The sequence below is a fragment of the Burkholderia sp. MSh2 genome (assembly GCF_000731655.1).
GTDB classification, from domain to species: Bacteria; Pseudomonadota; Gammaproteobacteria; order Burkholderiales; family Burkholderiaceae; genus Burkholderia; species Burkholderia paludis.
Genome location: NZ_JPGM01000029.1, coordinates 71,849 through 95,844, shown reverse-complemented (window position 1 = coordinate 95,844; position 23,996 = coordinate 71,849). Strand labels below are relative to the sequence as shown.

At 72.6% G+C, this 23,996-nt stretch carries 13 protein-coding genes; 4 read left to right on the top strand and 9 right to left on the bottom strand.

Features of this window, described 5'->3' with window-relative positions:
- Positions 1 to 21 precede the first annotated feature (21 nt).
- The 9 genes from GQ57_RS19175 to GQ57_RS19135 form a co-directional block, all read right to left on the bottom strand.
- Positions 22 to 1,533 carry a PepSY-associated TM helix domain-containing protein gene (locus GQ57_RS19175; protein ID WP_034198733.1) on the bottom strand — a complete coding sequence of 504 codons (1,512 nt, stop codon included), beginning with the start codon at positions 1,531 to 1,533 and terminating at the stop codon, positions 22 to 24.
- A 1-nt stretch (position 1,534) separates the two neighbouring features.
- Positions 1,535 to 1,798: a hypothetical protein gene (locus GQ57_RS19170; protein WP_034198732.1), complete on the bottom strand. Its 264-nt coding sequence runs from the start codon at positions 1,796 to 1,798 to the stop codon at positions 1,535 to 1,537.
- The gene (locus GQ57_RS19165) at positions 1,798 to 4,020 is read right to left on the bottom strand and encodes a TonB-dependent siderophore receptor (RefSeq protein ID WP_034198731.1); all 2,223 of its coding nucleotides are present in this window, start codon (positions 4,018 to 4,020) and stop codon (positions 1,798 to 1,800) included. The genes GQ57_RS19170 and GQ57_RS19165 overlap by 1 nt, the downstream gene beginning before the upstream one ends.
- A 113-nt stretch (positions 4,021 to 4,133) precedes the next feature.
- Positions 4,134 to 5,903, bottom strand: coding sequence for an ABC transporter ATP-binding protein (locus GQ57_RS19160; RefSeq protein ID WP_034198730.1), 1,770 nt, complete (start codon positions 5,901 to 5,903; stop codon positions 4,134 to 4,136).
- The gene (locus GQ57_RS19155) at positions 5,900 to 7,624 is read right to left on the bottom strand and encodes an ABC transporter ATP-binding protein (protein WP_034198729.1); all 1,725 of its coding nucleotides are present in this window, start codon (positions 7,622 to 7,624) and stop codon (positions 5,900 to 5,902) included. The genes GQ57_RS19160 and GQ57_RS19155 overlap by 4 nt, the downstream gene beginning before the upstream one ends.
- Positions 7,621 to 8,673 (bottom strand): Gfo/Idh/MocA family oxidoreductase, encoded by a 1,053-nt coding sequence (locus tag GQ57_RS19150; protein WP_034198728.1) that lies wholly within the window; start codon positions 8,671 to 8,673, stop codon positions 7,621 to 7,623. Before GQ57_RS19150 ends, GQ57_RS19155 begins: the two co-directional genes overlap by 4 nt.
- A complete protein-coding gene (locus tag GQ57_RS19145) occupies positions 8,670 to 14,165 on the bottom strand; it encodes a non-ribosomal peptide synthetase (protein ID WP_034198727.1) in 5,496 nt (1,831 codons plus the stop codon). The genes GQ57_RS19150 and GQ57_RS19145 overlap by 4 nt, the downstream gene beginning before the upstream one ends.
- Entirely contained in the window at positions 14,162 to 18,544 is a 4,383-nt protein-coding gene (locus tag GQ57_RS19140) for a non-ribosomal peptide synthetase (RefSeq protein ID WP_034198726.1), read from the bottom strand. Before GQ57_RS19140 ends, GQ57_RS19145 begins: the two co-directional genes overlap by 4 nt.
- Before the next feature lie 123 nt (positions 18,545 to 18,667).
- Positions 18,668 to 19,609, bottom strand: a complete 942-nt coding sequence (locus GQ57_RS19135; protein WP_052001392.1) for a helix-turn-helix transcriptional regulator — start codon at positions 19,607 to 19,609, stop codon at positions 18,668 to 18,670.
- Between the two features lie 217 nt (positions 19,610 to 19,826).
- On the opposite strand from GQ57_RS19135, the gene GQ57_RS19130 reads away from it, so the two are divergent.
- The 4 genes from GQ57_RS19130 to GQ57_RS19115 are packed head-to-tail and all read left to right on the top strand — an operon-like array spanning position 19,827 to position 23,981.
- The gene (locus GQ57_RS19130; RefSeq protein ID WP_034198725.1) at positions 19,827 to 21,479 is read left to right on the top strand and encodes a (2,3-dihydroxybenzoyl)adenylate synthase; all 1,653 of its coding nucleotides are present in this window, start codon (positions 19,827 to 19,829) and stop codon (positions 21,477 to 21,479) included.
- The gene (locus GQ57_RS19125; protein ID WP_031398728.1) at positions 21,476 to 22,249 is read left to right on the top strand and encodes a thioesterase II family protein; all 774 of its coding nucleotides are present in this window, start codon (positions 21,476 to 21,478) and stop codon (positions 22,247 to 22,249) included. Before GQ57_RS19130 ends, GQ57_RS19125 begins: the two co-directional genes overlap by 4 nt.
- On the top strand, positions 22,246 to 22,551 hold the full coding sequence (locus tag GQ57_RS19120; protein ID WP_031398727.1) for an isochorismate lyase: 306 nt from the start codon (positions 22,246 to 22,248) through the stop codon (positions 22,549 to 22,551). The genes GQ57_RS19125 and GQ57_RS19120 overlap by 4 nt, the downstream gene beginning before the upstream one ends.
- Complete coding sequence (locus GQ57_RS19115) at positions 22,548 to 23,981, top strand: isochorismate synthase (protein WP_034198724.1); 1,434 nt, start codon at positions 22,548 to 22,550, stop codon at positions 23,979 to 23,981. Before GQ57_RS19120 ends, GQ57_RS19115 begins: the two co-directional genes overlap by 4 nt.
- Positions 23,982 to 23,996 lie beyond the last annotated feature (15 nt).

The following is a 23,996-nucleotide window of genomic DNA, read 5'->3' as shown; positions in this document are numbered from 1 at the left end:
GAAGTCTCCAGTTGCATGACATTAAAAAGGTTCGGCGCCGGCCGGCATGCGCGCGGGCCGCATCGCATCGCGGCGCGGACGGCTCGCGGCACGCAGCAGCACGGCGCCGAACGCGACGAGCGCCGCGTCGATCGGCCAGTACACGGGTTCGCGCGCGCCGAGCAGCGCGATCGCGCAATGCACCGCGCCGGCGAGCGCGTAGGCGAGGCCGGACGCGCGCATCAGCGTGCGCACCAGCGCCGCGCGATCGGCCAAGCCGGCCGACAGCACGAGCGTGCCGCCCCACACGGCCCAGAACAGCATCGCGACCGCGTGATCGGCGCGCGCGCCGTCGGGCAATGCGCGCCCGGCCAGCAGCAGCACGCCGCCCGCGAGCACGAGCCCGCCGCATGCGCCGACCGCGACGGCGGCCAGCACGCCCGCCGCCCGATCGCGTTGTGCACGCCGCCGCTCGATCCACAGATGCAGCCCCGTCGCGCACAGCACGCACGCTGCCAGCCCCATCAGGAAGTGCAGCACGCGCAGCACGCCGCCGCCCGCGCCGGCCCAGCCGTATTGCGCGAAATGCAGCGGCTGCACCGCGATGAACGTGCGCAGCCAGAAGCCACGGCCACGCGAGGTGGCATCCGCGAGCCATTGCCCGTCCGCCGCGCGATACAGGTGACGTTCGAACACGGCGGTACTCGGCAGGCCGGCGGTCGTGCCGGCGATCTCGACGCGCGCGTTCGCGTCGCCCCAGCGATGCAGCGTGACGGCCTCGCGGCGGAAATCCGGCATGCGCGCCGCGTCGCGCCGCAGCAGCGCGTCGAGATCGGGCTGACCGCGCCACGCGCCGCCGGCCGCGGCGGGCGGCGGCCCGCCGAGCAGTTCGGCGAACGCGCGCTGCGGCTGCCCCGGATAGGCGACGCCCGCGAGCGCCACCGTGCCGAGCGCGCCGAGCCCCGACAACGCGCCGGTCAATGCGAACAGCACGAGCCACGGCGTCCCCCACAGGCCGATCCACGCGTGCAGGTCGAACAGCGCGACGCGCAGGCCGCTGCCGCGCCGGATGCGCGCCGCGTCGGGCCAGCGCCGGCGATGCACGATCACGCCCGCGACGATGAGCACGAGCAGCACGATGCCCCACAGGCTCACGAAGATGCGCCCGGGAAAGCCGGCGAACAGCGTCTTGTGCAGCGTGACGAGCACCGCCGCCCGTCCGCCGTCGGCCAGCGGCGCGCCGGTTGCCGGATCGAGCGCCAGCGTGCATGTCTGGCGCGCGTCGCAGAAACGGATCGCCGGATCGTCCGGCCGCGGCAGCACGATGCGCACGTCGCGCAGCGACACGCCGAGCGCCGCCGCGCGCGCGACGAGCGCGTCGAGCGGCAGCGCCGGCCGCGCGACGGCAACCGGCGGCGGCCGCCACCAGCCCTGCATCGAATCGGTCGCGAGGCTCCAGGTGCCGCTGAACAGCACGACGAACAGGACCACGCCGAACAGCGCGCCGGCCCCGCGATGCAGCGCCCGCCAGCGCGAACGCGATGCAGTGTCCATGTCAGCGCCCTCCCCACAACGCCGCGCACGGCACGAGCACCGCGAGCCACGCGAGCGCGCGCCACGCGGCCTGCCGCCGCCCGGGCGCGACGAGCACCCACAGCAGCGCGGCGACGCTCGCGACCAGCGACAGCAGCACGGCCGCATAGAGCCGGTTCAGGCCGTCGGCCGGGTAATGACGCGCCAGCGTGATCGCGAGCGCGACCGCGCCCGGCAGTACGCCGCCGATCGCGAGCGCCGTGCGCGTGCCCCAGCCGCCTGCCATCAGAACTGCCCGCGCACGGTCAGCATCACGTTGCGCGGCTCCCCGTAACGGTTGTTCCAGCCCGGCTGGCTGAGGCTCAGGTAATACTTGCGGTCGAACAGGTTGTTGACGTTGACCGCCGCGCTCCAGTGCTTGTCGTAGCGATAGCCGAGCCGCACGCTCGCGAGCGCGTAGCCGCCCTGGTTGAGCGTGACGCCGTTTGCCTGCGCCGAGTAGCTGCTCTGCACCTGCAAGCCGCCGCCGACGCTCCAGCGCCGCTCCTGCCACGGCAGGTCGTAGTTGGTCCACAACCGGAACAGGTGGCGCGGATTCAGCAGCGGCGCGAACGAGCCCGAGTTCGCGAGGTTGTCCGCATAGCGCATCGTGTCGTACGTGTAGCTCGCCCACACGCTCCACCACGGCGTGATATGGCCGTTCGCCTCGAACTCGAAGCCCTGGCTGCGCACGCTGCCGCCGTTCACGTAATAGCAGTTCGGCCCCGCGCACGGATGCGCGATGTCGACCTGCGGGTTGTTGTCGAGATCGATGCGGAACGCCGCGAGCGACACGTCGAGCTTGCCGCCCGCCAGTTCGCCCTTCACGCCCGTCTCGTAGGTGCGCCCCTTGACCGGCGTCAGGATGCCGCCGCCCCACATCGACTTGGTCTGCGGCTGGAACACTTCCGCATAGCTCGCGTACCACGACCAGTCGCGCGCGAAATCCCAGATCAGCCCGCCATACGGCGTCAACTGGCCACCGGTGTTGTAGTGCGCGCCGAGGCTGTCCTGGTTCCACCAGCTCATCCGGCCGCCGAGCACGAGCGTGACGGGTTCCGCGAGCTTGATGCGGCCGAGCCCGTAGACGCCTTTCTGCTCGATGTCGTTCTGCTGCGATTGCTGGTACGGCCCGAAGCCCGGATCGGGCACGCTGCTCGGGTTCCAGCGGTACACGTTCACCGGCGTGCCGGACAGGTTGCCGAGCGGCTGCGCGGACATCTGCCCGCTGCTGCTGTTCGCATAGGTCATCCCGAACAGCAGTTCGTGCGTGAGCCCGAACGCATGCACCGGGCCCTGCACGTTCGCATCGATGCTGCGGCTATAGCTGCTGAACCGGTACGCGCCGCCCGTCAGCGCGCCGCCCGCGCCCGTCGCCGGGTCGATCGCGCCGAACGAGCCCGCGTACTTCAGGTCGGACTGCACGCCCTGGTACTCGCCGCTCACCTTCGCCTTCCAGCCTGCGCCGAGCTTCTGCTCGACCGAAGCGAACGCGCGCGTCGTGTCCCAGTTGAAACGGCCCCATGCGGTGTCGAGGAACGTCGAGCGCGGCAGGCCGAGGCTCGACCCGTCGCGCGCCATCGGCACGCCGGACATGTCCGGTATCGACGAGGTCGTCTGGTACTGCGCGCCGAACGTGAGCAGCGTGTCGCGCGTCACGTCGACTTCCGTGATGCCGTAGATCGAACGCGTGTCCTGCTTCGCATGGTCGTAGAAGAAATGGCGATCCTCGTACGCGGCCACGAGCCGGCTGCGCACCGTGCCGGCTGCATTGAGCGGCCCGCCGATATCCGCCTCCGCGCGGTAGCGGTCCCAGCTGCCGACGCTCACGCTCGCGTTCGCGGCGAACTGGTACTGCGGCCGCTTGCGCACGAGGTTGACCGTCGCGGCCGGGTTGCCCGAGCCGTGCAGCAGGCCGTTCGCGCCGCGCAGGATTTCCACGCGCTCGTACACCGACATGTCCTGCGGCGCGCTCGCCATGTCGCCGATCACGACCGGCACGCCGTCGAGCTCGAACGAATCGACCTTGAAACCCCGCACGAAATACGCGGTGGTGAGCAGCACGTACGGCTGCACGGTCACGCCCGCCGACTGCTGCATCACCTCGTCGAGCGAGAACAGGTTCTGCTGGTCGATCCGTTCGCGCGTCGTCACGCTGACCGACTGCGGAATCTCCCGCAACGCAAGCGGCATCTTGCCGACCGTCGCCACCGACGGATCGTCGGTCGCGCCGCGCGCCGCGGTCACCGAAATCGCCTTCAGCTCGCCCGCGGCGGGCTTCACGGCGACCGCGTCCTCCTTCCGGACTTCCGTGCCGGCCGCCGGCACCGCCTCGGCGAACGCCGCCGCCGGATGCGCGGCGATCAGCAGGCCGAGATACAGCGACGGACGCCAGCGCGCCCGCCCGAAACGGGCGACTCGCGCGCCCTTCGTCTTTGATCTCTCAGGTTCCAGTACCTCGTACCGCATTCACGCCCCCGTATTTGATAATCATTCTCATTATCAAATAGAACCGGCCGGGGATTTTTCGATCGAGGGCCTTTTCCTATCGATTCCGGGCACGCCGGCATACATTGTTCACGTCATTGTTCGGATTCGGCCGCCCGGACATCGGCGTCCGCGCCCGCCGGGGCGGGCGCCGGCCCTTCGGGCGGCCGCCCGGCCCGGGCGAACGTCGCATACCACGCATCGGTTTCGACAAGCCGCGCATGCGTGCCGGTCGCCCGCACCCGGCCCGCGTCGAGCACGACGATCGTGTCGGCGGCCGCCGCGAGCGCCGGCTGGTGCGTGACGACGATACGCGTACGCTGCCCGCGCAGCGCGACGAGGCTGTCGCGCACGCGCCGCGCGCTCAACTCGTCGAGGCTCGCGGTCGGCTCGTCGAACATCAGCACCGGCGCCCGCGCCAGCAGCGCGCGGGCGAGGCACGCACGCTGGCGCTGCCCGCCCGACAGCAACTGGCCGCCCGGCCCCACGTCGGACTCGAGCCCGTCGGGCATCCGCTCCACGTCGCGCAACAGGCCGACCGCGTCCAGCGCGTCGCGCAGTTCGGCATCGGTCGCGTCCGGCCGCCCCATCCGGACGTTCCAGGCGAGGCTGCCGCGAAACAGCCCGTTGTCCTGGAACACGAGGTTGCGGGTCGCCGCGAGCGTCGCCTCGCTCAGGTGCCGCACGTCGGAGCGGCCGAGCAGCACGCGCCCGGCGCACGGATCGTCGAGCCGCGCGAGCAGCCCCAGCAGCGTGCTCTTGCCGGCGCCCGTGGGGCCGACGATCGCGACGAAGCCGCCCGCCGGACACTGCAGGTCGACGCCGTCGAGCAGCGTCGCGCCGGCGCCCGATCGATAGCCGACCCGCACCGCGTCGACGCTCGCATCGTGTACCGGCGTGCCGCGCTCGGGGCTGTCGAAACGCGGCGCATGCAGCACGGCGAGCACCGTATCGAGCGCGCGCCAGCCGCCGCGCAGCGCCTGGTCCAACTGCGTGAGTTGCGCGAGCGGCTCGATGAAGCGCACGAGCAGCACCAGCACCGCCACGGCCGTCGCGGCATCGAGCCGGCCCGCCGCGACCGCCCACGCGCCGCCGACCAGCATCGCGACGAACACGCCCTGCACCGCCCCCGCGAAGCCGAGCTCGATCGGCAGCGAGCGCCGCATCAGCGTGCGCGTGCGGCGATGCTGCTCGTCGAACGCGCGCTGCAGCGCCGCGCGCGCGTCGCCTTCCTGGCCCGCGAAGCGCAACAGCCCCTGATGCGCGGCGAAGGTCTGCAACTGCACGGCCATCTCGCGATCGCCGGCCGCGCGCGCCTGCTCGGATGCGAGCGTGCGTGCGCCGCCGCGTTCGAGCAGCGCGAACAGCAGCACGGCCGCGGCCGCGAGGCAGAGTGCGATGCGCCAGTCGATCCACGCGAGCCCAGCGACAACCGCGAGCGGCGTGACGACCGCGCCGATCAGCGGCCCGAGCAGGTGCGCGGGAATGCTCATCGCCTGCATGACGGGCCCGCGCAGCAGCCCCGCCGGATGACGGTCGCGCACGGCCTGCCACGACGCAATGCGCGGCAAATGCTGCACGAGGCGCTCGACGAGGCCGACGGCCAGCGCGCCACCCGCGCGATAGCCGCCGAGTTGCGCGACATACAGCACGAGCGCGTGGCATAGCGTCAGCGCGCCGAGCGCGATCGTCCAGTGCAGCGCGGCCGCGTGCGCGCCGGCAAACCACGCGCGGATCAGCGGCACGAGCAGCAGCCCGCATGCGCCGTCGAGCAGCGCGGCGGCCACCGCCCAGCCGACCCCGCGCCACAGCGCGCCGCGCGTGTCGCGCGGCAGGCATTGCAAACGTTTGAGCGATTGCATCATCGTGCTCCCTCCCCGGCGGCCGCGCCGCGTTCGGCCCATAGCCGCGCATACAGCCCGTGCGCGGCCAGCAGCGCCGCATGCGTGCCGCGCTCGACGATGCGGCCGCGATCCATCACGAGAATCTGGTCCGCATGCCGGATCGCATCGAGATCGTGACTGACGATCACGCGCGTGCGCGGGTCGCCGCGCAATGCGTTGCGCAACGCGCGCCCGGTTTGCGGGTCGAGCGCCGACGCCGGCTCGTCGAGCAGCAGCAGCGGCGCCGCGGACAACAGCGCCCGCGCGATCGCCAGGCGCTGCAGCTCGCCGCCGGACAGGCGCACGTCGCGTCCGCACACGCAGTCGTAGCCGCCCGGCAACGCGTCGATCCGTTCGTCGAGGCAGGCCGCGCGCGCGGCCGCGCGAATCTCGCCGCGCTCGGCGTCGGGCCGGTAAAGCGCGATGTTCGCGGCAATCGACACGTCGAGCGCGGCGGCCTGCTGGAACACCATCGCGACCTGCTCGCGCCGCGTGTGCGACGCGAGCAGGCGCAGGTCGGCGCCGCCGAGCGCCACCGTGCCGCGATCCGGATCCATGAAGCGCGCGAGCAGCATCAACAGCGTGCTCTTGCCCGCGCCCGACGGCCCGACGATCGCGGTCGTCGTGCCGGCCGCGACCGTCGCGTCGATGTCGTGCAGGATCCGCACGCCGTCGATATCGACGCTCACGCCCTTCAGCTCGACCGATGCATCGCGCGGCGCCTTCGCCGCGCCGTCGGCGGGCTCGGGCAGGCCCGGCTGCGCGAGCAGCGCATCGAGGCGCGCAGCCGCCGCGCGCGCCTCGCGCAACGCGTCGGCGCCGTGGCCGAGCGCGCGCACCGGCGCCGCGACCGCCCAGATCAGCAGCGCGAACACGCACAATTCGCCGACCGGCAGGCGGCCGGCCGTGAGCCACGTCGCACCGAACACGACCCACGCGAGCAGGAACGGTGTGCCGAGCAGCACCTGCGAGCACGCCCCCGCCCCGCCGATGCGGCCGACCCACGCGAAGAACGCCTGACCGAAGCGCCCGGTCGACGCCAGCGCGGCCGCCTCGATGCCCGCGCCCGGATACTGCCGCACGAGCGCCGGATTCTGCGCGAGCTGCGCGTAATCGCCCATCAATTGCTCGAGCGCCGCGTTGCGCGCGGCGACGGCCGGCGCGAACCGCGCCGAGCGCATCCAGCGAAACAGCGCGACGCCCGCGACGAGCGGCACGAGCGCGAACGCGAGCAGGACGGGATTCACGTACAGCAGACACGCGAGCGCCGCGCACGGCACGACGATGAGCTGCGTGACGTCGGCCGGCGCGTGCGCGACGAGCTGGTGCAGCGCGCGCACGTCCTGGTCGACGTGGCGCGCGACGCGATCGCCGCCCGCGCGCGCGAACCAGCCGAGCGGCAAGCGTTGCAGATGATCGGCGAGGCGCTTGCGCAAGCGGTCGGAAAGAGCCGCGTCGACGCGGTGCGTCAGGTGCAGCGCGATCGTCTGGCCGCCCAGCCAGCCCGCGCCGGCCACCACGGCCGCGACGAGCCAGCCGCGCGCCGTCGCGTCGAGCTGCGCGGTCGCGCGCCATGCGTCGGCGACGCGGCCGAGCGCGAGCCACGGCACGAGCGACGCGACACCCGCCAGCGCCTGCAGCACGACCGCCGCCGCGAGCGGCGCCGCGAACGGCCGCAACATCGAAAGCAGCGGCCCCTTCATGCGGCACGCTCCAGCAGCATGCCGAGGGTCGCCGTGCGAGCATCGCCCGGCGGCTGTTCCGGAAAGCCGAGCTGCATGGTCAGTTGCTGCCAGACGCGCGTGACGTCGATGCTGCGCTGGTTGCACGCCTGCAACCCGTCGCCCGACACGAGGCGATCGACCGCACGCACGGCCGCCTGCGGCCAGCTGTGCGCGTGGATCGTCCCCCACGTATCGCGCGCCTCGTCGCACAGCTGGATGCTCGGCAGGTCGTCGCCGGCCGTGTCGCCGAAGATCGGGAACAGCCCGTCCTCGTCCGCCGCCGGTTCGCGCAGCGCGGGCGCCCACCACAGCGGGCCGTGCGGCGACGCGAGCGTCCAGGTGCCGGCTTCCGTCGTCAGCGTGATGCCGAACAGCACGCTCATCCGGCCGTCGTCGGCCGCCGCCATCTCGTTGTGCACGCGCAGCGAGACCGGCGTTTCCGCGAGCACCATCGCGCATTCGCGCATCGACGACAGCGCCGGCCCGACCGGCTCGACCGACCACGGGCCCACGCCCTGCAGCGCGGCCGCGAGCACGTCGAGCGCCGCGTAGCTGGCCTGCACCGAGCACACGACATCCGCATGCACGGGCGCGCACGTCTCGCGCAGCCGCCGCGCGACCGCGATGAAGCGGGAGACGACCGGCAGGTTCGGATAGAAGCTGTTGAGCAGGCAGCGGCGGCCGTGACGCGACGCGGTGCGCAGCACCGTGTCCCATTCGTCGGGCAGCAGCGGATGCTCGATCACGACGTCGATCCCGCGTTCGAGCAGCCGGCACGCGAGCGCCGCGCCTTGCTCGCCGCGCGCCGCGCCGCCGACGGCCACGCATGCCACGCGCACGTCGTCGGGCAGCGCTTCCGGGCTGTCGAACACGGGCGCGCCGACACGCGCGGCGAGTGCGGCCGTGCGCGCGCTGCCCCGGCCGAGCATGCCGGCGACACGATACGCGCCGGATGCGGCGAGGCCCGCCGCGTAGAACTGGCCGAAGCGGGAGCCGGCCACGACGACCGGCAGCGGATGGTCCTTCATTGCGCCTCCTTCAGGCGGGTGTCGACGAACGCGGCGTTCAGGCAGTCGAAATGACCGCCGGGGATGTCGACGGACGTGATGCCGCCGAGCGCCTGCGCCGTCCAGTAGTCGGTGAGCGCCGCGCGCTGCTGCGGGATCAGCGGGTTGCAGCGCTCCGGCACGAACAGCCGCAGCGCGCCCGCGTAAGGCGCATCGCCGGCCCAATGGCTCGCCTGCACCGAATGCGTGAAGAGCCGGTACAGCCGTTCGCGCTCGTCGAGCAGCGGATGCGCGACCGCGTCCTGCATCGACAATCCCGCGGCGGCGCGCAGCACGCGGCCGCGCAGCGCATCGAGCGGCTCGCAGCGATCGCCGAAGATCTCCAGCTGCGCCTGCAGGCTGCCGGATGCGAGCCGCGCGGGGTCGGCCTTCAGCGCATCGGCGAGCGCGTCGGCCAGCACATACGTTTCCGGGAACCCCAGCGCGTCGAGCGGCAGCCCGAGCGTCGCCGCGAAGTTGAACAGCACGAGCCGCTCATCCTCGATCAGGTACGGAATCCGGTAACTCGACACGATGTCGAGCGTGCGCACGTCAACGCCGAGCTGCACGAGCGACTTCGCCATTTCGAGCGCGACCAGCCCGCCCGAGCAGTAGCCGAGCACGTCGACCTCGCGCACGCCGGCGCGCCACAGCGCGTCCGCGTAACGCCTGCCGAGCGTCGCATTCAGGTGGCGCGCCGGCAGGTCGAGATAGTCCTGCGCGTCGCGCACCGCGAAGCCGAGCACCGGGCCGAGCCGCGCGAGCGCCGGCATCGCCGGACGATAGGCATGCACGGTGCCGAGCCCCTCGTGCACGATCACGCGCGGCACACCGTCGCCCGGCGCCAGCGAAATCGGCCGCACGTCGGCGCGCACGCGGGGCGCCGGCGCATGGACGACGGCCGACGCCTGCGGCGCGCGCGCGACGGCCGGCGCCGGCGATGCGGCGCCCGGCGGCTGCGCGTGCGCGTCGCGCAGGCATTGCGCGAACGCGGCCGGCGTCGGCTGCGCGAGCACCCAGCGCAGCAGCCGGTCGAACGGATGCGCGTGCGCGAGCGGCTCCTCGCCGCGCAGCCGCGACACGAGTTGCGCGATCAGCAGCGAATCGCCGCCCGCGGCGAAGAAGTCCTGGTCCGGCGCGACGTCGCGCGTATCGAGCACCGCTTCCCACAGGCCGATCAGCCGCGCCAGCAGCGGATCGGCGTCGGCCTGCGCCCGGGCCGGCCGAGCGGCCGCCGGCTCCGGCTCGCGAATCTCGGCGATGCCGGCCAGCGTACGGCGGTCGATCTTGCCGTTCGCGGTCACGGGCAACCGGTCGAGCACGCGCAATTGCGACGGCACCATGTAGCCCGGCACGCGCTCCGCGACGAACGCCAGCAGCGCGTCGGTCGCGATGCGCGGCGCGCCGCGCTTCACGTGCGCGACCAGGATGTCGTAGCCGAGCGCGTCGAGCGGCGTGCCCGGCGCCACGCACCCGAGCGCGCGATCGCCGCCGTCCGCCTGCAGCCATTCGAGCCACCGCGCGCGCGGCACGAACAGGCGCGCGTCGGCGGCGCGCGCGTCGTCCGGCGTTTCCATCATCAGCCCCTGGCTGATGCTGATTTCCGGATGCTCGGCCGTCAGTTCCTGGATCACCCACCACGCATCGGCCGCCGCCAGCGTCCGCAACCCGGCGATCAGCGCGACCGTGTCGCGCGCATTGTTCAGCGCGCCGGAGCTGATCGCGACGTCGATCGAATGCGGCGCGATGCCCTGCGCGTCGAACGGCGCGTTCATGTCGAACCGCACGAAGCGCATCCACGGATACGCGGCGAAACGCTCGCGCGCCGCCGCGAGGAAGTAGCTCGACACGTCGCTGAACAGGTAGTCGATCCGCGCGCCCGCCTCCACCAGCGGCGCGAGCGCGTCGACGATCGCTCGCGTCGCCGCGGCCGTGCCCGCGCCGATCTCGAGCATCCGCCACGGGCGCCGCGGTTCGCGCGCGACGATCGCACGCACAGCCTGCGCCATCCCGCGATGCAGCGCGCGCGCATGTTCGCCGTCGCTGTACATCGCATCGGCGATATGCGACGCGCCTTCCGGGAACATCAGGCCGGCCGGCGACACGCTGCCGTCCACCTGCACGTCGATGCACCCCGCGCTGTCTCGGAAGTAGTCGACCAGTACGGGCGGCCACAGATCGGGCGACGCATCCTGCGCGAACGCATCCCAGCACGCGTGCGCGTCGGCGCGATCGGCGTCGGGCCGCACGCGCCAGCCGCCCTCGACGCTCGCATCCAGCACGCCGTGCCCGTCGAGCATCGCGAGCCAGTGACGCAGCAGATGCCGCCGCGCCGCCGGCACGCGCAGCCGCTCGCACAGCGTGTCGAAATCGGTCGGCGCCTCGTCGCCCAGCCCGCCGGCCGGCACGATCCAGGCCGCCAGCGACGCGACGCACGCCGCCTCGAGCCGGGCGACCGAGCGCGACACGTCCGCGTGCGCGGGCCAGCGTGCGGCGTCGAACGCCGCGCGCACGTGCGTCGCGATCTCGTGCAGTGCGTCTTCCCTCGGAGCCGGAGCCGGCTCCGGCGGCGTAGCCGGCTCCGCGCCGTGCAACGACACGAAGCTCGCGAGCCGGCGCTCCGCCCCTTCGCCGAGCACGATCGTCGCGGCCGCGCCGACCTGCGGATGCGCGGCCAGCGCCGCATCGATCTCGGCCAGCTCGATCCGGTAGCCGCGGATCTTCACCTGATCGTCCTGACGCCCGAGGAATTCGAGCGAACCGTCGGCGCGCACGCGGCCGAGATCGCCGGTGCGGTAGAGCCTGCGCCCGTCGCGATGACGGATGAAGCGTTCGTCCGTCCTCACCGGATCGTTCGCGTAGCCCGTCGCGAGCCCGACGCCGCCGATATGGATTTCGCCGCGCACGCCGGGCGGGCACGGCCGGCCGAGTGCGTCGAGCACTTCCATGGTCTGGCCCGTCAGCGCGCGGCCGTAGGGAATGCTGGCGAGCTGCGTGTCCGCCGGCCGGATCGGATGCTCGATCGACCAGATCGACGCTTCGGTCGCGCCGCCGAGGCTGAACAGCGCACTGTCGGGCCAGCGCCGCCACCAGCGCGCCGGCAGCGTCACCGGAATCCAGTCGCCCGACCACAGCACGCGGCGCGGGCCCGGCACGTCGAGCGCCGGCTCGCCTTCGAGGTAGTCGATCAGCATCTGCCCTTGCGCGGGCACCGAATTCCACAGCGTCACGCGATGACGCGCCATCAGCTCGGCCCAATGCGACGGATCGTTGCCGCGCGCCGGATCGGGCAGCACGATGCACGCGCCGCGCGCGGTCGCGCCGAAGAAGTCGTAGACGGACAGGTCGAAGCTCAGCTCGGCAAGCCCGAGCACCACGTCGCCGGCGCCGACCGCGTGGCGCGCGCTGATGTCGGCGAGCGTGTTGCACACCGCCGCGTGGCTCAGCATCACGCCCTTCGGTTCGCCGGTGGAGCCCGACGTGTAGATCACGTACGCCAGCGCATCGCCGCCGATGTCGTGCGCGGCGCGCGGCGGCCATTGCGGATCGATCGGCAACGCATCGAGATCGATGCGCACGCACCCGTCGTGCACGAAGTCGAGCGCCTGCACGCTGACGACGGCGCGCACCCGCGCATTGCGCAGGATCGCCTGTTGCCGCAGCGCCGGCTGGCGGCTGTCGACCGGCACGTACGCGGCCCCCGCCTGGACGATCGCGAGCACGGCCGCGAGCTGGTGCGCGCACTTCGGCATCAGCACCGCGACGGTGTCGCCCGCGCCGACGCCGGCCTGTTCGAGCGCGGTCCGCAGCGCCGCCGCGTGTTGCGCGACGTCACGGTAGGTGCGTGCGCCCTGCGCATCGATCACCACCGGCGCATCGGGCGTACGCAACGCCTGCGCGGCGAAGCCGGCCGCGATATGCATGTCCGCATCCGGATGCGCGTCGGCGGCCGGCGCGGCGGCCGGCAGCACGATGTCGCCCGCGCGCGACCACCATTCGGCGTCGCCGGCGAGCCGCCCGAGCAACGCGACGTATGCGTCGAACATCGCCGCGGGCATGCCGTCCGGAAACAGATCGTCGCGCACGTCCCAGCCGATTTCCAGCCCGCCGAACTGGTCGGTCACCTGGCAGTCGAGCCAGACCTGCGGCGTCTGGCTGATCATGTAGCGCGGCGGCGCCGCGCGGGCCGGTTGCTCGCCGAGCAGCCGCTCGACGCTGCCGATGCCGCTCGTGAACACCACCGGCATCAGCGCCGCCTCCTTGCCGCGCCGCCGCGCGAGTTCGCGCATCACGTCGACGCCGGTAAACGCGCGATGGTCGAGATCGTCGAACATCCGCGCGCCGAGCGTGCGCGCACGCTCGACGAAATCGCGCCCGTGCGTCGCGTCCACCGAGAGCAGGCTCAGCGCGGTGAAATCGCCGAGCACCGCATCGATGTGCGGATGCACCGGCGGCCGGTTCAGCACCGTCAGGTTCAGGCAGAACGCCGGCGACTGGCTCCAGCGGCCGACGACCTCGGCGAACGCGGCCAGCGCGACGCTCGCCGCGCTCAGCCCGAAGCGGCTCGCCTGGGCGCTCAGCGCGGCCCATTGCGCGCGGTCGAGCCGCGCATGCCGGTGCGTGAAGCGCGGCCGCGCGTCGGCGCGCAGCGCGGGCAACACCGGCAGGTCCGGCCGTGCGGGCAGATCGTCGATGCGCGCGAGCCACCATGCCTTGTCGCGCGCATGATCGGCGCGCGTGCCGGCATGGGCTTCATTGACGACGTAGTCGCGGAACGTCGCGTCGAGCGGCGCGGGCTGCCAGTGCGGCGCATCGTAACGGCGCCGCCATTCGGCGAGCAGCAGTTGCAGGCTCGCGTAGTCGATCAACGTGAAATCGACCGACAGGTGCAGCACCGCGCCGTCCGGCCCGAGGCTCACTTCCGGCTGCAGCACCGGCCAGCGATCGAGCGCATGCACCGCATGGTCGAGACGCTCGCGCACGCGCCGCAGGTGTGCGTCGAATGCGTTCGCATCGGCGTCGCGCAGGTCGTGCACCGCGAGCGGCTGCCACGGCACGTCGGGCAGCACGCGCTGCCACGCGTTGTCCTCGACGATCGCGCGCAGCATCGGATGCCGCGCGACGCACGCGTTCCACGCCGCCTCGAAGCGCACGCAGTCGAGATTCGCGGGTTCGTCGTATTCGACGTACAGATGGCACGCATGGCCGCCGAACTCGAACGATTCGTGACGGCCGAGCACATACGCCGCCTGCACCGGCGTCAGCGCGAAGCGCTCGTGCCGGGCCGCCGGATCGCCGCGCCACGCGCCGGCCTGCAGGAAACGGACGAACGCGTCGCGTTCGGCCTTGATGCGCGCGGCCAGATCCGCGTCGAGCGCGCCGGCCGGCGCGCGATAGCGCAACTGTCCGCCGTCGTCGCACCACAGTTCGATCTGGCGTTCGCGGCAGAGGTCGAGTACGTCGTCGAAGCTCACAGCACGCCCTCCTCGATCGCGGCGACCGGCGTATCGCCGTCGGCCGGTGCGGACGGCGCCGACTCGTCGAGCCGCGCGGCGAGCCCCGCGAGCGTCGGCTGCCGGTAGAACGCCGCCATGCCGATCCGCACGCCGAGCCGCTCGCGCAGTTGCGCGAGCAGACGCGTCGCGAGCAGGCTGTCGCCGCCGAGCGCGAAGAACGTCGCCTCGCGCGCGTTCGCCGGACGGCCGAGCGCGTGTTCCCAGCACGCGAGCAGCGTTGCCTGCCGTTCGTTTGCCGGCACGAACGCCTCGTGCGCGGCCGGCGCGTCGCCGAGCGCCCGCGCGAGCGCATCGCCCACAGCCCGCCGGTCGATCTTGCCGTTCGCGTTGAGCGGCCAGCGCGGCACGCACCACAGCGCATCGGGACGCATCGCGTCGGGCAACCGGTCGCGCAGCCAGTCGGCCAGCGCCGCCTGCGCGACCGGCTCGCCGGCCCGGCGCGCGTCGATGCACGCGAACGCGCTCGAGCGCCAGCTCCCGGCATCGACCGCGAAGCCGCAGGTGTGCGCCGCCGCGGCCAGCGCGGCGTGCCCGAACGGCTGCGGCGCCGACGCGTCGCCCGTCACGCCCGCGACGAGTTCGCGCAGCGGCGAATCGCGCAGCACGTCGGCCAGCAGCAAGCGGCCATGCTGCGCCAGCAACGCGGCCGCGATCCGGAACGTGTCGCGCGGATCGTCGCGCAGGTGCGCCGCCGCGAAGCTGATCACGCAATCGAACCGGCCGAGATGGCGTGCGGGCAGCAGGCCGTCCTGCATCGTCTGCAGCGTCGGCGTCGTCTGCGCGAAGCGCGCCTGCGCACTGCGCAGCAGGCCCGGCGACGCGTCGAACAGCGTCACGTCGAAACGCGGATCGTCGAGCACGCCGAGCCCCGCATCGAGCCACTGCCCGGCACGGGCGTCGAGCACCGCGACCCGCGGCGGCGTCGCCTGCGCGTCGGCCTGCGCCCGCAGCGCATCGCCGAACTGACGCAGCGCGCGAGCGCCGTCGGGCAACCGCGTCGCGAACGCGAGCGGCGCCACCCGCGCGTCGAGCGGCACGCGTTGCGCGGCGCCCTCCGGATCGGCGGCGAGCGCGCGCAGCGAAGCGGTCAGATCGTCGAGATCGGCCGCATACCAGTCGAGCAGGTCGAGCGCGCCGTCGATGGCGACCGGGGCGTCGCCCTTCGCGCGCCCCGGCCCGCGCAGCGCAGGCGGCAAGCCCGCATCGCCGTCGAGCAGCCGGTCGGCCACCGCGCGCGCGACGGCCGCTTCAGCGTGCACCGTGTCGGCATGGCCGGCTTCCGCGAGCGCGGGCGACGAAGGGTCCGCGCCCGGCGCGCAATCGGCCGGCACGAACGCCGCGACGATGCGCGCAGCCTCGCCGCCGGCGACGCTCGCGCACGCACCGTCGATCTGCGGATGCGCGGCCAGCGCGGCCTCGATTTCGCCGAGTTCGATCCGGTGCCCGCGCACCTTCACCTGACGATCCTCGCGCCCGAGGAATTCGAGCGTGCCGTCGGGCCAGTAGCGGCCACGGTCGCCCGTGCGATACCAGCGGCCCGACGCATGCTGCACGAAACGCTGCACGGTCAGCTCCGGATCGTTCCGGTAGCCGCGCGCGAGACTGTCGCCGCCGATCAGCAGTTCGCCCGGCACGTAGTCGGGCGCGTCGCGGCCGTCGGCATCGACGACGCGATAGGCCTGCCCCGGCAGCGGCCGGCCGTACGGAATCGAACGCCAGTGCGGCGGCACGTCATGCACCGTCTGCACGTTCGACCAGATGCCGGCCTCGGTCGCCCCGCCGAGCGCATGGAACGCGCACGCGGCGCCACAGCGCTCGCGCAGGCGCGCCGGCAGGTCGAGCGCGATCCAGTCGCCGGACAGCAGCGCCGCGCGCACGCTGCGGCACGCGTCGGCCGCGGCCGGCACCGCCAGCGCCATTTCCAGCAGCGCGGGCGCCGAATTCCACAGCGTCACGCGATGCTGCGCGATCAGGTCGATCCAGCGGGCCGCGTCGCGCGCGTCGTCCTGGGTCGGCAGCACGAGTTCGGCGCCGGCGCCCAGCGCACCGAACAGGTCGTACACCGACAGGTCGAAGTCGAGCGCCGACACGGCGAGCAGCCGGTCGTCCGCGTTCACGCCGAGCAGCGCGCCGATCGCGTCGATCGTGTTGAGCGCCGCCGCGTGCGTCATCTCGACGCCCTTCGGCACGCCCGTCGAACCGGACGTGTAGATCACGTACGCGGAGGCCTGCGGCGGCACCGCCGCCGGAGCGGCCAGCGGCGCATGGCGCATCAGCGCCGCGACGGAAAACTGCGGCAGCGGCGCATCGGCGAGCGCCGCGTCGCCGATCGCGGCCTTCACGCCGGCCGCGCGCTCGATCAGCGCCTTGCGCGCCACCGGCTGCGCGATGTCGAGCGGCACGTAGCACGCGCCGGCGGCCAGTACGCCGAACACCGCGGCCACCTGCGCGGGCCCGCGCGGCAGGCTGATCTCGACCGCATCGCCATGGCCGATGCCGGCCGCGCGCAGGCCGCCCGCGATCGCGAGCGCCTGCGCGGCCAGTTCGCCGCGCGTCACGGCGCGCTCGCCGCAACGCAGCGCAACGGCCGCCGGCTCACGTGCGGCCAATGCGAAGAAATCGTCGTGCAACGTGCGCGGCCGTCCCGGTGCGAGCGCCGCGTTGAGCGCATCGCGCACGCGACGTTGCGCGGACGGCAGTTCGACCGCGATCGGCAGCCGCCAGTCGCGATCGCACAACGCCTGCACGAGCGCGACGTACGCGCCGAACATCGCATCGAGCATTCCGTCGGGAAAGAGGCCGTCGACGCTGTCCCACGCGAGCAGCGCGCCGTCCGGCACGCGATAGAGCTGGTGATCGAGCCATACCTGCGGCGTCTGCGAAATCATGTCGTGCAGATCGCCGAACACGCGCGCGAACGCGTCGGGCACGAACGGCGCGTCGCCGAGATTGCACGAGAACACGACGGGCGCCGCGCGCGGCGCACCCTGCCGGCGCGCATCGCGCAGCACGTCGAGCGCCGGATACGCGGCCTGCGCGATCGCGCCGTGCAGCCGCTGCTGAAAGGCGCGCACCGCGTCGGCCGCGCTCGCGTCGGCGCGCACGTCGCATTCGACGAGCAGCAGCGTCGTGAAATCCGCGATCACGCGGCCGAGATCGGGCGCATCGCCGTGCCGGTCGAACAGAGGCACGTTGAGCAGGAACGCCTGCCGGTCGCTCCAGCGCGCGAGCACCGCGGCGAATGCCGCGCCGAACACCGACGACAGCGTGACGCCGTGCTGCGCGGCCCGCGCCTGCAGGCGCGCGAGTTCGGCCGTGCCGAGCGTATGCGCGACGCGGCTGAAGCGCGGCGCGCGGATCGTTTCCGGCGCGCGGGCGAGCGGCAGCGCCGGCCCTTCCGGCAGCGCGGCGAGCCGCGCGTGCCAGGCGTCGCGCGCCGCGGCCCGCGCATCGCGCGTATCGGCCGCGCGACGCGCGAGCCAGGCCGGGAACCACGTCGACGGCGCGTCGGGCAATGCCGACGGCTCGGCATACGCCGCGCCGATCTCCTGCATCAGCAGCCGCACGCTGTCCACGTCGGCCGCGAGCAGGTCGACGCTCAGCCACACGCGATCCTCGCCGCCGGGCATCTGCACGAGCCCCGTCATGAAGGCCTGCGCACGCTCGACGTCGAGACATTCGTGCGACCGGAACGCGCGCAGCGACGCCCAGCCGCTTTCCGCGTCGGCGGGCGTCCTGTCGCGCCAGTCCGCGTGCTCGAACACCGGCGAATCCGGCGTCGCGACGATCTGCTGCCGGCCGCCGGCGAAACGCGCCCGCAGCATCGGGTGACGCTCGCGCACGAGCCGGCATGCCGCGTCCAGACGAACGGGATCGATCGCGCGGCTGCGGAACTCGAGGAACGCATGGCAGCTCACGTTGCCGAGCACTTCGCCGTCGCCGCGGCCGAGCCAGTACGCCTGCTGCACCGCCGACAGGTCGAACGGCGCATGCACGTCGACGTCGAGGTCGGCCGCGCCGGCGTCAGGCGTCGCGCGCGCGACGCGCGGCGCGTTCGCGAGCAGCGCGGCCCACGCGCCGAGCGTCGGCGAGCGTGCGAACGCATCGAACGTCAGCGCGTAACCGAGCCGGTTCACGCGCGTCTGCAGGTACATCAGCCGGATCGAATCGAGGCCGCAGCTCAGCAGGTCCTCGTCGTCGTCGAGCAACGCGACTTCGTCGACGGGCTCGTCGAGCAGCTCGGCGATCAGCGCGACGAGCCGCGAGCGCAAGGCAATGGGAGAAGAACGGGAAGGATCGGAATGGTCGATCCTGGAATCGACAGCGGTCTGGCTCATGGGCACGCCTTGTATGGGTCGTTAGATGGCGGATCCGCGCGGCGGCGGCCACCCGTGAATGAGAATCTATCTCATTCACACCCATGAGCCCGGTCGATTGCTTTAGGCAGCCGGTCAGTTGTTTTAGATCGCCGCCCCCGCCAGTTCGGCGTCGTCGATGGCGTTCGACGACGCCCGGATGTCGCTCGGCGAAATGCCGTAGCGCTTGCGGAATGCGATCGAGAAATGCGCGGGGCTGTAGCCGACGCGGTACGCGACGGTCGACACGTTCGCGTCCTCCGCGCACAGCATCGCGTGCGCGGTCCGCAGCCGGTATTCCTGCAGGTACGCATACACGCTCGTGCCGAACACCTTGCGGAAACCGGCGGTGAGCTTGCGCGAATTCATCCCGACACGGCCCGCGAGCGCATCGAGCGTCGGCGGCTGCTGCAGCTCGCGCGTCAGGATGTCGCTCGCCGCGTACACGCGCTCGACGTCCGACGACGTGACGCGCACGTCGGCCGGCGCGAACTGCCGCTGCGTCGCCAGCAACTGCGCGCTCAGCGCGGTCAGCTCGAACGCCTTCGCCTTCAGGTAGTACTCGCGCACCGCGCCCTCGAACGGACACGTCGCGATCTGCACGGCAAGCGCCTGCAGCGCCTTGGACGCCGGGCAACTGACGATGCGCGGATCGCCGCCCGTCGGCGCGAGCATCTTCTCCGGCAGCAGGCTCAGGTTGCGGTCGAGCGCGTCGAGGCCGAGCTGCACGATCGTGTAGCGCAACGGGACGTCGCGATCGTAGATCTGGTGCGTCGTGAATTCGCCGTCGTTGGCGATCACGCACAGGCCCGGCCCCTTGATGCACTGCTCGGGCTGGCCCGGTACGCGGCAGCGCAACTGCCCGCTCTGCACGAGGACGAGCTTCAGCCCTTTTTCGAGCGGCTCCTCGTACCAGTCGCGGCTGTCCGAGCACAGCGTGCCGCTCATGAGTTTCATGCCAGCGTCGATGTGCACCACGCCCGGATGGTTGCCGGGCACGAGCACCGGCGGGTGACGTCGTGACGAAGCGAAGGTGGTCGAGCTCATCGGAGGTCCGTTGGTTAGGCGGCACGCGCGGCCCGGCGCGCGCCGGCGACAACCGGCCGATTGTCCGGCCGGGCCGGGCGGGCGCCGCGCGACAGGCGCCCGATCGAATGAAATTGCCGCGATATCGAAAGAAACGACGCGATCGCGGCACTTGTTACAAATGATAATACCTCTCATTTACATTTTCTGACAACTTGCCCGAACCCAAGGTCAGCGCATGCAATCCTCCCTTTCCTCCGTGGCGCCGGCCTTCCCGGCCGATGCCCCCGACTGGCCCGACGACTTCGCGCACCGCTATCGCGACGCCGGCTATTGGCAGGACACGACTTTCTTCGATGCACTCGACGCGAGCGCGCGGCGCGATCCCGATGCGCTCGCCGTCGTCGACGGCGCGTGCCGGCTCGGCTATCGCGACCTGCTGGCGCGCATCCGCCGTCTCGCGGGCGGCCTCGCGCGCCTCGGCCTGACGCGCGGCGACGCGGTCGTCGTGCATCTGCCGAACGGCGTGCGTTTCATCGAGACGTGCTTCGCGCTGTTCCAGCTCGGCGTGCGGCCGGTGCTCGCCCTGCCCGCTCACCGGCACTACGAGATCGGCGCGTTCTGCCGCTTCGCCGGCGCGCGCGCGTATCTGTGCGCGTCGCAACTCGGCGACTTCGACTGCCGGCCGCTCGCGGCCGCGCTGCAGGCCGACTGCCCGTCGCTCGAGCACGTCGTGATGGACGGCGACGATCACGCGTTCACGCCGTTCGACGCCCTGTACGACGCGCCGCCGATGCAGGAATGCGCGGCCCGCGCCGACGACATCGCCTGCTTCCAGCTGTCGGGCGGCACGACCGGCACGCCGAAGCTGATTCCGCGCCGCCATCGCGAGTACCTGTACAACGTGCGCGCCTGCAGCGCCGCGAGCGGCGTCGACGCCGGCACCGTCTATCTCGCCGCGCTGCCGATGGCGCACAACTTCACGCTGTGCTGCCCCGGCACGATCGGCGCGTTGCTCGCGGGCGGGCGCGTGGTCACGACCGGGCGGCCCGAGCCCGAGCAAAGCTTCGCGCTGATCGCGCAGGAACGCGTCACGCATACCGCGCTCGTGCCGCCGCTCGCGCTGCTGTGGCTCGACGAACAGCCGCAACGGCAGGCCGACCTGTCGAGCCTGCGGGTGCTGCAGGTCGGCGGCGCGCGGCTCATGGACCACGCGGCCGAGCGCGTGACGCCCGTGCTCGGCTGCCGGCTGCAGCAGGTGTTCGGGATGGCCGAAGGGCTCATCTGCTGCACGCGGCTCGACGATTCGCCCGAACGCATCGCGCACACGCAGGGCCGCCCCGTGTCGGACGGCGACGAAGTGCGCGTCGTCGACGAAACCGGCGCGCCGGTCCCGCCCGGCGAGATCGGCGAGTTGCAGGTGCGCGGCCCGTACACGATACGCGGCTACTACCGGCTCGCCGACCATGACGCGACGGCGTTCACCGCCGACGGCTTCTATCGCAGCGGCGATCGCGTGCGGCGCACCGCGGACGGCGATCTCGTCGTCGAGGGGCGCGACAAGGACCAGATCAATCGCGGCGGCGAGAAGGTCTCCGCCGAGGAGGTGGAGAACCTGTTGCTCGCGCATCCGCAGGTGCACGACGCGGCGGTGGTCGCGATGCCCGACCCGATGCTCGGCGAGCGCACCTGCGCCTTCGTCGTCGCGCGTGCGCCCGCGCCGACGCGGTTGACGCTGAAGCGCTACCTGCGCGACTGCGGGCTCGCGGCGTTCAAGATTCCCGATCGGATCGAGTTCATGCCGCGCTTTCCGGAAACCGGCATCGGCAAGACCAGCAAGAAATCGCTGCGCGACCTGCTGCGCCGCCAGTTCCAGGCGGCGGCCGCATGACCGCGCGCCCGACCGATTCGAACTGGATCCGCGAGTTGCGCCTGTCGCCGTGCCCGCGCGCGCAGCTCGTCTGCTTCCCGCACGCCGGCGGCACCGCGAGCTTCTTTCGCGGCTGGAGCCGCGCGCTGCCGTGGGACATCGACCTGCTCGCGCTGCAGTACCCGGGCCGCGAGGAACGCTTCGGCGAGTCGTGCCTGGCGACGATCGATGCGCTCGCCGGCCCCGCCGCCGACGCGCTGTCGCGCTATGCGCACGCGCCGCTCGTGCTGTTCGGGCACAGCCTCGGCGCGGCGCTCGCGTACGAGGTGGCGCTGCGGCTCGAGGCGCGCGGCGCGGCGCCGCTCTACGTCGCCGTCTCCGCGCTGCCGCCGCCGCATCGTCAGCGCATGTCGGATCTGCACCTCCAGTCCGACGACGCGCTCGTGGGCGACGTCGCGCGGCTGTCCGGCGAGCATGCCGCGCTGCTCGCCGATCCGGAAATGCGCGCGATCTACCTGCCGATGATCCGCCACGACTACCGCGCGATCGAGACCTATCGACGCAACCGGCCGCCGCGGCTCGACACGCCGCTCGGCGTGATGCTGCCGCTCGCCGATTCCGAGCTCGACGACGACGAGGCGCGGGCGTGGCAGGACGTCGCGGCGCGCCCGATCCGCATCGAGACGTTCAGCGGCGACCACTTCTACCTGCGGCACCAATACCCGGCGGTGATCGCACATCTGGTCGAACGGATCGACCAATCCCTTCGTTACGGAAAGGAGTACACATGAAGACACCGGACGCCTGCACGGGCCTTCCCGACGTTCGCGAAGCCATCGATCGGCTGGACGCCGACATCATCGAAGCGCTCGGCCGGCGCATGCAGTACGTGAAGGCCGCGTCGCGCTTCAAGCCGGACGAGGCGAGCATCGCCGCGCCGGAACGGGTGGCCGCGATGCTGCCCGACCGGCGCCGCTGGGCCGAACAGGCCGGCCTCGACGCCGACTACGTCGAGACGCTGTTCGCCAACCTGATCGCGTGGTACATCGCGCAGCAGACCCAGCACTGGCGCCGCCAACGGGGGCTCGCATGAACGCCGGCCTCCCGCTGCTGCACGACACGTTCGCACGCGCGGCCCGCCGCGCCGCCGCCACCGGCGAGCCGACGCTCGCATCGGTGTCGGTGCCGCTGCGGCCGCTCGACTTCTTCGACCTGATCGCCGCGTGGGACGACGGCGCGACGCCGTGGTTCTTCCACGAAGCCGGCGACGCCTCGGTCGCGCTGTTCGGCTGGGACTGCGCGCTCGAACTGAGCGCCGCCGGCGACTCGCGCTTCGCGCAGATCGACGCGCGCTGGCGCACGCTGGCGCGCGAGGCGGTGACGGCCGGCCCGCAGCCGCCGCGCCTGGTCGGCGGCTTCCGGTTCGATTCGCGCGGCGCGCGCAGCACGCACTGGGCGCCGTTTCCCGACGCGAGCATGACGGTCGCGAAGCTGCTGATCGTGCGCGAGGGCGATGCGCACTGGGCCGTCTGCCAGCACGTCGTCGCCGCGCACGACGATCCGGCCGCGCTCGCGCATGCGTGCCTCGACCGCATCGAGTCGCTCGGCGCGCTCGCCGCCGCCCGCGACGACGACGCACCGCATCTGCTGCACACGCAGGCGCTGCAGGCAAGCGAATGGCAGCACGAAGTCCGGCGCGCGGTGGATGCGATCCACGGCGGCGCGTTCGGCAAGGTCGTGCTGGCGCGCGACGTGCTCGAACAATACGCGCGGCCCGTCGCGATCGCGCCGCTGCTGCGCCGGCTCAGGCAGCGCGACGCGCATGCGCACCTGTTCGCGGTTCGCCGCGACGGCGCCTGCTTCGCCGGCGCCACGCCGGAGCGCCTCGCCCGCGTCGCGGCCGGCGACGTGCGCACGCACGCGCTGGCCGGGACGATCCGGCGCGGCGCCACACCCGACGACGATCGCGCGCTCGGCGCGGCGCTGATGGCCTCCGCGAAGGAGCGGCTCGAACACGCGCTCGTCGTCGATGCGATCCGTGCGGCGCTGGCGCCGCTGTCGCACGCGCTCGACGTGCCCGGGCAACCTTCGCTGCACCGGCTGCCGAAGCTGCAGCACCTGAGCACGCCGATCCGCGCGACGCTGAAGGCGGACGCGACGCTGCTGCAGGTCGTCGCGGCGCTGCATCCGACGCCGGCGGTGGCCGGCCACCCGCGCGACGCGGCGCTCGATCACATCCGCGCGCACGAAGGGTTCGATCGCGGCTGGTATGCGGCGCCGATCGGCTGGATCGACACGCACGGCAACGGCGATTTCATCGTCGCGCTGCGCTCCGCGCTGGTCGACGGCGGCGCGTGCCGGCTGTTCGCAGGCTGTGGCATCGTCGCCGATTCCGAGCCGGTCAACGAATATCAGGAGACCGAACTCAAGCTGTCGGGCATGCAGGCCGCGATCCGCCTGCGCGATGCGGCGGTCGATCCGCACGGCCGCTCGCGGGTGTCGGCTTCGTCGACGGTCGAGTGACGCAGCAGCGCCACG